Origin of the sequence: Desulfotignum balticum DSM 7044, assembly GCF_000421285.1 — a bacterium.
Taxonomy (GTDB): Bacteria; Desulfobacterota; Desulfobacteria; order Desulfobacterales; family Desulfobacteraceae; genus Desulfotignum; species Desulfotignum balticum.
On the sequence record NZ_ATWO01000001.1, the window covers coordinates 38,996 to 51,597 of the forward strand.

General features: G+C 54.7%; 10 protein-coding genes. 2 read left to right on the top strand and 8 right to left on the bottom strand.

Annotated features, from left to right (window positions below; translation table 11 throughout):
- The first annotated feature begins 10 nt into the window (after positions 1–10).
- A complete protein-coding gene (locus tag K365_RS0100220; RefSeq protein WP_245569117.1) occupies positions 11–4,024 on the top strand; it encodes a transporter substrate-binding domain-containing protein in 4,014 nt (1,337 codons plus the stop codon).
- On the opposite strand, the gene K365_RS0100225 is transcribed toward K365_RS0100220, so the two are convergent.
- Positions 4,021–5,280 carry an MFS transporter gene (locus tag K365_RS0100225; protein WP_024333042.1) on the bottom strand — a complete coding sequence of 420 codons (1,260 nt, stop codon included), beginning with the start codon at positions 5,278–5,280 and terminating at the stop codon, positions 4,021–4,023. The genes K365_RS0100220 and K365_RS0100225 overlap by 4 nt on opposite strands.
- Before the next feature lie 167 nt (positions 5,281–5,447).
- Here K365_RS0100225 and ltaE point away from each other — a divergent pair, with 167 nt between their 5' ends.
- Positions 5,448–6,455, top strand: a complete 1,008-nt coding sequence (gene ltaE, locus K365_RS0100230; protein WP_006968420.1) for a low-specificity L-threonine aldolase — start codon at positions 5,448–5,450, stop codon at positions 6,453–6,455.
- A gap of 26 nt (positions 6,456–6,481) precedes the next feature.
- On the opposite strand, the gene K365_RS0100235 is transcribed toward ltaE, so the two are convergent.
- From K365_RS0100235 to K365_RS0100270, 7 genes are all read right to left on the bottom strand, one after another.
- Positions 6,482–7,210 (bottom strand): amino acid ABC transporter ATP-binding protein, encoded by a 729-nt coding sequence (locus K365_RS0100235; RefSeq protein WP_024333043.1) that lies wholly within the window; start codon positions 7,208–7,210, stop codon positions 6,482–6,484.
- 21 nt (positions 7,211–7,231) lie between these two features.
- Positions 7,232–7,885, bottom strand: coding sequence for an amino acid ABC transporter permease (locus K365_RS0100240; protein ID WP_006968422.1), 654 nt, complete (start codon positions 7,883–7,885; stop codon positions 7,232–7,234).
- Positions 7,886–7,887: 2 nt separating this feature from the next.
- On the bottom strand, positions 7,888–8,556 hold the full coding sequence (locus K365_RS0100245) for an amino acid ABC transporter permease (protein ID WP_024333044.1): 669 nt from the start codon (positions 8,554–8,556) through the stop codon (positions 7,888–7,890).
- Positions 8,557–8,661: 105 nt separating this feature from the next.
- A complete protein-coding gene (locus tag K365_RS0100250) occupies positions 8,662–9,465 on the bottom strand; it encodes an ABC transporter substrate-binding protein (protein ID WP_024333045.1) in 804 nt (267 codons plus the stop codon).
- Between the two features lie 64 nt (positions 9,466–9,529).
- Positions 9,530–10,708 carry a saccharopine dehydrogenase family protein gene (locus K365_RS0100255; RefSeq protein WP_024333046.1) on the bottom strand — a complete coding sequence of 393 codons (1,179 nt, stop codon included), beginning with the start codon at positions 10,706–10,708 and terminating at the stop codon, positions 9,530–9,532.
- Between the two features lie 92 nt (positions 10,709–10,800).
- Positions 10,801–11,514, bottom strand: a complete 714-nt coding sequence (locus K365_RS0100260; RefSeq protein ID WP_024333047.1) for a GntR family transcriptional regulator — start codon at positions 11,512–11,514, stop codon at positions 10,801–10,803.
- Between the two features lie 230 nt (positions 11,515–11,744).
- Entirely contained in the window at positions 11,745–12,596 is an 852-nt protein-coding gene (locus tag K365_RS0100270; RefSeq protein WP_024333048.1) for a glycerophosphodiester phosphodiesterase, read from the bottom strand.
- Positions 12,597–12,602: the final 6 nt, after the last annotated feature.

Consider the following 12,602-nt stretch of genomic DNA (forward strand, 5'->3'; position numbering starts at 1 on the left):
CAGTGGCATCTTGATCTTTTCTTTCTTGTGGGTGTTTTTCAATCTGACCGTCCCGGACAGCCGGGCCGAAAGTTCAGGACCAATGGTGATTTCCGCAGCGGAAATCGATTATCCTCCTTTTTCCATTGTGGATGAAACCGGCCGGGCATATGGATTTTCCGTTGAGCTGATGCGGACGGCCCTGGCAGCCATGAACCGGTCGGTCACTTTCAAAAGCGGTCCCTGGCACCAGGTCCGAACATGGCTGGAAACCGGAGAGGTGGATGCTTTGCCGCTGGTGGGACGGACACGGGAACGGGAAGCGCTGTTTGATTTTACGTTTCCCTACATGTCCTTATCCGGCGCTATTGTGGTGCGCAAAGGTACCACGGGTATTCAGCGGCTGAACGATCTCAAAGGCCGGCAGGTGGCCGTCATGAAAGGCGACAATGCCGAAGAATTTCTGCGCCGGGAAGACCGGGGCATCGACATCATCACCCGCCCCTCCTTTGACATCGCTTTGCAGGAACTGGCTGCCGGACAGTATGACGCCGTGTTTATCCAGCGCCTGGTAGCTATTCGCCTGATTCAGGAAAGCAGCATTTCCGGCCTGGAGATCTCCCGGCATCCTGTTGAGGAATTTCGCCAGGATTTCTGTTTTGCCGTCCAGGAAGGGGATAAAGATATGCTGGCCCTGCTCAACGAAGGCCTGGCGCTGGTCATGGCGGACGGCACGTTCCGCCGGCTGCATGCCAAATGGTTCGCCGCGCTTCAGCTGCCCGTGGACCGGCCGGTGATCATCGGCGGGGATCACAACTATCCACCCTTTGAATTTATAAATGATGACGGGGTACCGGACGGATACATGGTGGAACTGACCCGGGCCATTGCCCGGGAAATGAACATGGATATCCAGATCCGGCTTAAACCCTGGGCCGATACGGTCCTGGCTTTGGAAACCGGTGAAATCGATGCGATTCAGGGGATGTTTTACTCTGTGGAACGGGACCAAACCCTGGATTTTTCCCCCTCTCATATGATGTCACATTATGTGGGGGTTGTGGCCGATAATCAGGCAGCCCCGCCGGAAACCCCGGCGGAACTGGCCGACCTCAGCCTGGTTGTCCAGCAGGGTGACATTATCCTGGAATTTCTGGCAAACCATGATTTGATGTCCCGGGTGACAATGCTGGAAAATCTGGATGACGTTTTGCAGGCCGTGTCTGAAAAACGATTTGATTGTGCGCTGGTGCCCCGGATCGGTGCGCTGCACATGATCGAAAAAAAAGGATGGACCCATCTGAGATTGAGCCGTCAGTATTTTTTTGTCGGTGAATACAGTTATGCCGTCAAAGACGGCAACCAGGCACTGCTGGCGCAGTTGAATGAAGGATTGAATATCCTGAACCAGACCGGGGAATATCGGCGCATTCATGACAAATGGCTGGGGATGTTTGAAAAAGAACCATTGCCGCTGGAACGCATCATTCATTATTTAGCCATGGTGACCATTCCGCTGATGCTGATCCTGCTGGGGATGTTTCTCTGGTCCCGGGCCCTGCGAAGAGAAGTGGCCCGCAAGACCCGGGAGCTCCAGGACAGTGCGGACCGGTTCAAATATGTATTTGACTCCGCCAATGTCGGGAAATCCTTTACTTATCTCGATGGCCGGATCAATGCCAATCAGACGTTTGCCGATTTTCTGGGGTATACCCGGGAAGAACTGCAAAGCAAGACATGGCAGGAACTGACACCGGCAGAAGATATTGAAAGGATCCAGAACATACTCGATGGAGTGATTTCAGGCAAAAATCAGGCAGTCCGGTTTGAAAAACAATATATCCATAAAACCGGTGCGCTGGTATGGGCGGATGTCAGCGCCGTGATACGGTTTGACAGCCAGGGCCGGCCATTGTATTTTGTCGCCACTATTGTGGATATCACCCAAAGGAAAAAGGCCCAGCAGCACATTCAGCATCTCAACCAGGTGTTGCGCGCCATCCGGGATATCAACCAGTTGATTGTCAGAGAACGGGACCGTGATATCCTGATCCGGGAAGGGTGCCGGCTGCTGGTGGCCCATCGCGGGTACCCGTCCGCCATGATCGTGTTGACCGATGAAAACAATATCCCGGTTTCCTGGGCCATGGACGGGAAGATGGAGGATTCAAAAGAACTGAATGAATTGCTGACACAAGGGCAGTTACCCCAGTGCTGCATAGAGGCCGAAGCGTCCCGGGAAATCGTTGTGAACCATAACCCGAAAACCGGGTGTCACGACTGTCCCGTATCACAGAGCTGTGCCGGACCGTTGACGGTATGTGTGCCGCTGTCCCATATGAACGAAATTTTTGGATATCTTAATGTGTCTTCGGAAACCGTCATCGTTCAAGGGGATGAGGAATATCTGCTTCTCAACGAGATGGGCCAGGATTTTGCCTATGCCTTGAGTACATTGAAAATCGAATCGGAACGCAAAAAAGGGCAGAAGGCCCTGGCAGAAAGTGAACAGCGGTTTAAAACCTTTGCAGAACTGGCACCCGTGGGAATCCTGATTTCAGATGACCAGGAAAACGTCCTGTACATCAGCCCGAAATTCACTGAAATATTCGGTTATACTCTGGCGGACGTTCCGTCTGCCCGCCAGTGGTGGTCCCTGGCGTATCCTGATCCGGAATTGAGGAAAACCGTGCAGCAGCGCTGGCAGACCGCCATGGAAACCGCCGTGCGGACGGGTGAAGAAATCGATCCCATGGAATATCCGGTCACCTGTAAGGACAACACGGTCCGGGAGATCAAATTTCTGGCCGCCACCACGGGTACGCTCACGATTGTGGTGTTCACCGATATCAGTGAAGAGAAAAAGCAGGAAAATGCCCGGGAAAACCTCCAGGCCCAGCTGAACCAGGCCCAGAAAATGGAATCCGTGGGCCGGCTGGCCGGTGGGGTGGCCCATGATTTCAACAACATGCTCAATGTGATTATCGGATATGCAGAGCTGGGACAGATGAAAGCCACGCCGGATGATCCTCTGCATGCCGATCTTGAGGAAATCCTGGATGCGGCCCGGCGGTCTTCGGATATTATCCGTCAGCTTCTGGCCTTTGCCCGGAAACAGACCATCCAGCCCAAAGTGATGGATATCAATGAATTGATCGAAGGAACGCTCAAGATGCTGCGGCGGCTTATCGGCGAGGATATCACGTTGTTCTGGCAGCCGGGTGCCAATTTGAGATCCATTTATATGGATGCCACTCAGATGGATCAGATCCTGGCCAATCTGCTGGTGAATGCCAAGGATGCCATTGATGGTGTCGGCACCGTCACCATTGAAACCCGAAAGGTCACACTGGATCGGCAATATTGCGAGGTTCATGCCGGGTTCACACCCGGAGATTTCGTATTACTGGCCGTGAGCGATGACGGGTGCGGCATGGACCGGCATACCCGGGAAAAATTGTTTGAGCCGTTTTTTTCCACCAAGAAAAAGGGAAAAGGCACGGGTTTAGGGCTGGCGACTGTTTACGGCATTGTCAAACAGAACAACGGCTTCATCAATGTATACAGTGAGCCGGGCACGGGCACCATTTTCAAGATTTATCTTCCCTGTCATGATGAACAGATTGAAAAGCGCCTGCCGGATAAAGAAATGCCGCTGCCGGCTGCCCAGGGCGAAACCCTGCTGATTGTGGAAGATGAAAAAGCCATTCTGACGCTGGCCCAAAAAGTGCTGGAAAATCAGGGCTATCAGGTGATAGCCGTCTCAGATCCTTTAGATGCCCTGGCCCGGATCCAGGATCATGACACAGACATTCACCTGCTGCTCACGGATGTGGTCATGCCGAACATGAACGGCCGGGATCTGTCAAAACAGGTTCAGGCCATGTATCCGGACGTCAAAATTCTGTTCATGTCCGGGTATACAGCCAATACCATCGCCCATCACGGGATTCTGGACACGGGTGTGAATTTCCTTCAGAAACCGTTTTCCAGCCGGGATCTGGCGATCAAGATCCGGACCATTCTGGATGGAAACGGCAGTTAACGGGTCGGTTTTCTTTCCAGGGTTTCCCGGGTCAGGCCGTACAGCAGGGCAATGCCGGTCAGGCAGGCGGCACACACCCCGAACGCCAGGTGAAAGGCCGGCAGGGTCAAGGATGCCCCGGGAAAAAACCGGGTCATTACATGGCCCAGGCCCTGGAGAAACACGGCCACACCGGCCATGGTGAAAAAATTGATGCCGGTCATGGCCAGACCGGCATTGGCCCGGGGCACCTGTTCCTTGATGTGCGCGTACATGACCTGACCGGACCCGGATGCCAGACCGAATGAAAAAAACACCAGATATGTGATCCACACGCCGGAATCCGGCGTCAGGCGGTTCATACCCAGCAGCAGTCCCACCATGCAGACCATACCGGGAATGATGATTGTTTTCCGGGCCCCCACCACGGAATCAGACAGCCACCCGCACAAAGGACATCCCACAATCAGGCCGATGCTCATGAGAAACAGGATATTGCCGGCCGTGACTGCGGGCAGTTTCAGCACATGGATGAGGAACGGACCGGCCCACAACGCCTGGACGGCCGCGTAAATGCCGTACCGGCAGAACGTGGCCAAAGAGATGATCCAGTAGTCTTTTCGGTGAAACAGGTCCCATGCCCGGGTGAGAGTCTGGGATACGCTGGGTCGGATATCCCCTTCATCGGCCGTATCCACCGTGCCGCTCCCGTTTCGCTCCCGGATCACCGCCAGAAATACCAGGGCCAGAAACAGGGTGAATCCGGCAATGATCAAAAAACTGTGCCGCCATCCCACCAGACCCACCAGAAGTACCAAAGGTGTGGCTGCCGCAATGTTTCCCATGGTTCCTAAAGATACCACCATTGCAGACAGCGTGGCAAACTGCCGGGGTTTGAACCACAAAGTCAGCAGTTTCAACGATCCCATGAAATTGCAGGCCATGCCGATGCCTAAAAGCACCCGGCCGAAGGTCAGCCAGGCCGGACTGTTGCCCAGGGCAAAGATCACGGCACCTGACACCGACACCAGGGTCAGCCCGACCATGGCGGTCTTGGGGCCCACGGTGTCCAGAAAAATGCCCACGGGTATCTGCATGAGCGCAAACGCATAGAAAAACGCGGCCGATATCCGGCTTAAATCCAGGGCGTTCAATCCCATCTCCTGCATGAGATTGGGAGAGATCACCGCCACTGAGGACCGGTAGAACTGGGATATGGCAAACATCACCGCCGTCAGAAGCACACCGATGAAAAGACAGACACGAGACTGGGTCATACAATGGTTTCCTTTTGGATCCTTCATTAAAATTCACCGTTTGATGGATATCACGAATGACCCGGTGGTTTCAATATTAGATTCCTGTATTGAGTCATCAACAGGCATGTGATATGAGGACAGCACAATATATCCATAACACCAACGTTGGAAGGAATCCATTTTTCATGAAACAGATCGATTTGAGAAGCGACACCGTGACCCGGCCCACCCAGCAGATGCTGGAAGCCATGATTACCGCCCAGGTGGGAGATGATGTATATGGCGAAGATCCCACGGTGAACCGGCTGGAGCAGACCATGGCTGCGGTCACGGGCATGGCAGACGGCCTGTTCTGCGCGTCCGGTACCCAGACCAACCTGGTGGCTCTGCTCAGTCATTGCCAGCGCGGAGAAGAATATATCGTGGGTCAGACGGCCCATACATACAAATACGAGGCCGGCGGGGGGGCGGTTTTAGGCAGCATCCAGCCCCAGCCCCTGGATTTTGAAACAGACGGGACCCTGGATCTGGCCAAAGTGGAACGCTTCATCAAGCCGGATGATTTTCATTTTGCCCGAACCCGGCTGTTCTGCCTGGAAAACACCCAGGCCGGCAAAGTGCTGCCCATGGATTATCTCAAAGATGCCCGGAAACTGGCGGACCGCCATGGCTTGGGCTTTCACCTGGACGGGGCCCGGGTGTTCAATGCCGCAGTCAAGCTGGGCGTGAATGTCACAGCCATCACCACGCTGTTTGATTCCGTGTCCTGCTGTCTGTCCAAAGGCCTGGGAACGCCCGTGGGATCGGTGCTGTGCGGTTCCAGGGAATTCATCGCCCGGGCCCGGCGGTGGCGGAAAATGGTGGGGGGCGGCATGCGCCAGGCCGGGATTCTGGCGGCAGCCGGCCTGTATGCCCTGTCTCACAACATTGACCGGCTGACGGATGATCATGCCAATGCGGCCCGCCTTGCAGCGGGTTTATCCGGCATCAAGGCCATTCATATTGATATGGATGCGGTGCAGACCAATATGGTTCACGCCCGTATCGATGCAGACATGACGGCTCTGGTGCAGCACCTGGCCGGTCAGGGGATCCGCATCAGCCCGGGCAACCCCGTGCGCCTGGTGACGCATTTGAACATTGATGCCGCTGATATCGATCGGGTCGTGGCAGGGTTCCGGTCTTTTTTCTAAAAAAAAGCTGCTAAGACAGACTGACTTCAATGGGTCAGGATTTTGCTGATGAAATCTGCAGCCCGGTGGGTCTGGGGGTTGTCGAAGAATTCGTCGGGTTTGCCGGTTTCCACGATTTTGCCCATGTCCATGAACAACACCCGGTCCGCCACTTTTCTGGCAAATCCCATTTCGTGGGTGACCACGCACATGGTCATGCCTTCGGACACCAGGTTGACCATGACATCTAAGACCTCGCCGATCATTTCCGGGTCCAGGGCGGAGGTGGGTTCGTCAAACAGCATGATTTTGGGCGTCATGGCCAGACCCCGGGCAATGGCCACCCGCTGCTGCTGGCCCCCGGACAGCTGGCCCGGATACGCGCCGGCTTTGTCGGTGAGTCCCACTTGGGTGAGTTTTTCCCTGGCGATTTTTTCGGCATCCGAAGTGGACATTTTTCTGACGTTCACCGGTGCCAGCATGACGTTCTGGAGCACGGTCATGTGGGGATACAGATGAAACTGCTGGAATACAAACCCGATGTCGGCCCGGAGCTTGGTCAGGTTGGTGGCCTTGTCGTGCACGGGTACGCCGTCCACGATGATCTGCCCTTTCTGGATCGGCTCCAGGCGGTTGATGCACCGGATCAGGGTGGATTTTCCCGATCCGCTGGGGCCGCAGATCACCAGCACTTCCCCTGGATCGATGTCCAGGTTGATGTCATTGAGCACATGGAGTTTGCCGAACCATTTGTTCACTTGCTTGAATTCAATCATCGGGTATCCTTGAAAAAATCGTTATATTGCCATCCGGCGTTCCAGGTAGTTGGACAGCAGGATCAACGGGTATGAAATCACAAAATACAGGGCACCCACCAGGGAAAACACCATCAGGCCTTCCGGGATTCTCACCACTGTGACCCATCCTACCCGGGTCAGTTCCATCACGCCGATGACCGATACCACGGAGGTGTCTTTGATGAGCAGCACATACTGGCCCACCAGGGGCGGCAGAATCACTTTCATGGCCTGGGGGACGATCACCAGGCGCAGCTGCTGGATCAGGGTCAGGCCCGATGCTGTGCCGGCCTCCCACTGGCCCTTGGAAATGGCATTGATGCCGCCGGCCACGATTTCGCAGATAAACGCGGACCCCATGATGGCCATGGCCAGGAGCGCCGCAGGAAATGCCTTGAGCTGGATGCCCCATTCCGGCAAAATGAAAAATACGATAAAAATCTGGACCACGAACGGGGTGCCCCGGACAAAGGAGACATACACGCCGATGATCCACTTGAGGATTTTGTTTTTACCCGAGCGCAGGATGCCTAAGACAAAACCCAGAAGGGTGCAGGTGAACAGGCTGATAAAAGCGATCTGGGAGGTCATCCACAATCCTTTGAGGAAAAACGGAAAAATTTCCACCAGCCGGGAAAAGTAAAATGCCATCATGATCAGTACGCCTCCCTGTATATCAGTTTACGCTGAGACCAGTCTGCCAGGGCCTTGAGACAGAAATAGATGCACATGTAAAAGAACGCCACCGTTAAAAAGGCTTCCGTGGGCATGAACCGTTCCGAGGTCATGGTCTGGCCCACCCGGGTCAACTCCATGACCGAGATCAAAGACAGCAGGGCGGAATCCTTGACCAGCACAATGGACTGGCCCAGCAGCGGGGGAACCGTGGCTCCCAGGGCCTGGGGCAGGATGATGAAGCGCATGCGCTGAAAATAGTTGAGCCCGGAGGCTACGCCGGCCTCGATCTGTCCGTCATCCACCGAGGTGATACCGGCCCGGATGATCTCTGCAATATAGGCCCCGGAGTTGAGCATCAGCGCGATAATCCCGGTCTGGATCTCCGGCACCCGGATGCCTAAGGTGGGCAGGCCGAAATACAGAAAATAGATCTGCACCAGCAGCGGGGTGGACCGGATGACTTCGATATAGGCGATAGCCGGATATTTGAGCAGTTTGATGGAGGAAATCCGGCAGGCACAGGCAATGGTACCGCAGATCAGGGCCAGGAAAATGGAAACGGCAGAAATAAAAAAGGTGGACCTGAGCCCGATCAGAAACAGGGGCAGGTATTCAAAGATAATCCTGAGGTTAAAGTCAGCCAGCATAGGCGCATCCCTTTTGCCAAGGGGCACGCCCGCAAAAAACACGGACATGCCCCGTTTTTAATAACTCATTGCCGCTATGGCCTTCAGATATGGCTGGTCAACAGATCAATGATCTTTTTTCCAGTCGGTTCCTTCCATCCAGTAGGCAATGTTTTTGTCATAGGTGCCGTCGGCCCGGATGGTCTTGAAGTACAGGTTGATCCACTGCCACAGGTTGACTGATTCGTGGTTCACGGCAAAGGCCAGAGGGTCTTTGCCCTGTCCCAGGCGCTTGTCCAGCAGGCGGACGGAATTGGGCGGAAAATCGGGCAGCACCGTGAGTACGGCCAGGTCATCGTTGACCCCGGCATCCACATGTCCTGCGATCAAGGCCTGGACCACCATACGCCCCCCGCCTTTGTAGGATTTGATCTCGGCATTGGGCAGAAACTGTTTGGCCATGGTCTCACCCGTGGATCCTAAGAGCACACCCACGGTGATCCCTTTTTTGTTCACGTCTTCCAGGGTCTGGAAGTCGGTGTCGGGGCGGGTGAAGATACAGGGCTGCACCTCAATCCAGGGATCGGTAAAGGTGATTTTCAATGCCCGTTTCAGGGTGGGAGTCATGTCGGCAGCCAGGATATCCGCTTTGCCGGACAGCAGGGCCGGAATCAGCCCATCCCAGTCAAAATCCAGGACCACCAGTTTGACGCCCATGGCATCGGCCATGCCTTTGGTAAAATCGATCATGGAACCGGCGTGCTCACCGTGTTTGTCCACAAACGCATAGGGGGCGGCACCGGACTGCACGGCCACCCGAAGTTCTCCGCGTTTGACAATGTCTGTGAGGGTACCGGCAAAAGTCATGGCGCTGAAGCACAGAACAGCGGTCAGTGCCAGGACCAGTGAGAAAAATGTTTTCTGACGCATGGGGGGTTCTCCTTTTTTGGGGTTGGTATAAAATCAGCGGTACAATACCGCGCACTTCCCTGCATTAATTCTGGATTTTTTCCAGGGTTTCCGTCACGGTAATACCTCTTTTTTTCAGGCTTTCCAGAAAAGGGGCTTCAGGAATATGGAACATGGGAGACAACACCCCGGTGTCGGTGATCTGTTTGTTTGCGATCATTTTGGCGGCGGTGACGGCGGAATATGCCACGCCCTTGCTCATGGCCATCAGGCCCGTGTCCAGATCCCGTTCAAAGAGCAGGGTGGATGTGAGCCGCATTTTTTTGCCGGCCATGAAGCCTTCAAATATGTTGAGCATGGCCACCAGGTCTTTTTCATTGTCCTGATAAACCAGGCGGGGGGCCAGGAATTTGTCCATGAAATCCATGGGGGATATGGTGCCGTCTCCCAGGCCGGGCACCGGGGTTTCGTCCAGGAAACCCAGATCCTTCATAGGGCGCCAGATCGCAGCCCATCCCGGCCAGCGCAAAGAATACCGGCCCGTGTTCACAATGGTATCAGCAATGCCCATGCGGTCGGTGAAAAACGCGGCATTGCCGTTGGGAATCGCTTCCAGGGTGCCCAGGCCGGGAAATTCCACGGAATGGATGTTGGCTGCGTCATGCTGGCGTGCCCCGGGGATATTTATCCGTTTGCCGTCAACGATAAAAGTGGAGTCCCGCTTGGTGGAACTGAGAACCCCCCGCCAGATCCAGGAAGTTTTATAATTCAAAGGATTGGTGCACGCGCTTTTTTCGGGAAATCCGCCGCAGTAAGATTTGATGCCGGTCAAGGTGTCGAACCGCCGCAACGCACTGCCGTAAAGCACCAGATCGATGCCCGGATCCAGGCCGCACTCAGGGAGGATGGCGATGCCGGCGGCGGCGGCTTTATCGTGCATGTCGCCGGGATCATACATGTAATTGGTGTTCACCACCGACACTTTTGCTGTCAGGGCCGCCTGGTTCACCGGCTCGGCAAACTCCTTTGGCAGCAGATCGATCACCACATCCACCGGTTTCATCACATTGACCAGATCATCGGCGTTTTTCGCATCAATGGTTGTCAGGATGATTTTTTCCATGGGAGTAAAGGGGTTGATTTTGGACAGCGCGTCAAACTGCGCATCCGCGCAGATCACTTCCGTGACCTGATCGTCTGAAGCCAGGTCGTGCAGTGCGGTGCGGCCCTGAATGCCGCATCCGCCTAAGACAAGCACTTTCATTCGCTATGAATTCCTTTTTTAAAATATCGTTGGTCAATGGCGTTGCGATGTATACATCAGGTTTTTTATGTATACATTAAATCACGCCCCTGTCAAGTTCCGGAGTAATTTTTTTCCAGCCCGTCCGGGGCGGGGTGCCGTCGCTGCTTCAGGTGCTGGAGCTGTATGAACAGCAGTTCATACGTCGATCGTATGTGAAATTTCATGAGGTTGCCGGCTTTTTCGTCGTTGCGGTTTTCCAGGGCCGCCACCACCCGGGCGTGCTGTTCCGGGGTTTTCAATTCACTGTAGTCGATATGTTCCTGGTAATACCGGTCATAAAAAAACACATACACATTGGACCGCCAGAAAATGTGTCGGCAGTAATGTTCCAGGTAGCGGTTGCCGCTGAACCTGGCAATGCCTAAATGAAATGCCTTGTTGATCTCCAGTACGTCTATCTTTGACAGGATTTTGCCAGGGTTTTGTTCTTTTTTGATCAAGGATCGCAAAAAAGCGATATCAGCGTCTGTGGCAAACCGGGCCGCAGAGGCTGCGGCCAGACCCTCGATGGTTTCTCTCAAATGAAATATCTGCCGGGCATCTTCAGCGCTGACATCCGGGATGTAACAGCCTTTTTTCTTTTTTTTCCCCAGAAAGCCTTCGGCCACCAGCTGGCCTAATGCATGACGTACCGGTGTCCGGCTCAGTTCCAGATCCCTTGCCAGCTCAGTTTCCAGCAGAAAATCACCGGGCTTGAACCGGTTGCCAAGGATCAGTTCCAGAATGGCGGTGTAAGCAAACTCCTCGTAATTTTCATTGCCCATTAAAATCCTTCCGCTTGATTCTCGCAGGTATTGATGTATACATATACTCGTGCCCGGATAGTGTCAAGATGAAAGCATTTTTTTACCACCAGAGCACGATTCACACTGTTTCCACCGATCATGAAGCGGTTGAAGCAGGTGATCGATATCGGCGATGAAAGAACATTAAAAACCTGCCTGAACCATCTGGATGACGGTAATAAAGCCATCACTTGCCTGCAAAAGGCGAATTAAAGTATCCGGGCGGATTTTTTTACAAGAAGCTCAGATCTACAAAACCACTGGGGAAAATCAGTGATAATGCCGCAGGCACCGGCCTGGATGAACCGGAAGGCGATGGCGGGATCATTCACCGTGAACAGGTTGACCTGAAATCCTTTGTGCACCAGCCGGGAAACAAATGCCGTGTCCACCAGGTCGGCATTGAGGTTGTACACATCAAAGGGGCCGGGCTGGAACCGGGCCATGTCTGCCGGGGATGATCCCACCAGGGCCTGGACAGGGAGATCGGGCCGCTGCTGCCGGACCCGGTCCAGCCAGACATGGTTGAAAGAGGACACAATCACCTGGTGGGGCGGGATCCCGGCGTCCGCGATTTTCGCCAGCGTGATGTCCACCGTGTAAAAGGGGTCGGGGTCTGTGCCGTGATCCTTGAGTTCCAGGTTCACCTGCCAGTCCAGGGATTGGGTCAGTTCCAGGCCCTGTGCCAGGGTAGGGATTTTTTCATTTTTGAATCCGGCCAGGACGGAACTGTGGATCTGCCCGTTCCGGATGGTGGAGAACGGGTCGGCAGATTCAAACCAGGACCCGGCATCCAGGGTCTGAAGTTCTGCCAGAGAAAATGCGGATAACCGGTAGTGCCGGCGGTCTTTGAATGCCGGGCCCGTGAACCGGGTCCGGGCATCCGTGCACCGCAAAAGATCTTGATCGTGGAACAGCACGGGCACCCCGTCCCGGGTAATCTGGACATCGGTTTCCCAGGCATGGGCCCCCAGATGCCGGGCCACCGTTGCTGCAGCCCGGGTGTTTTCCGGGGCCAGGCTCCGGGCGCCCCGGTGGGCGATGATGCGGGCCGGTGTCATGGCCGG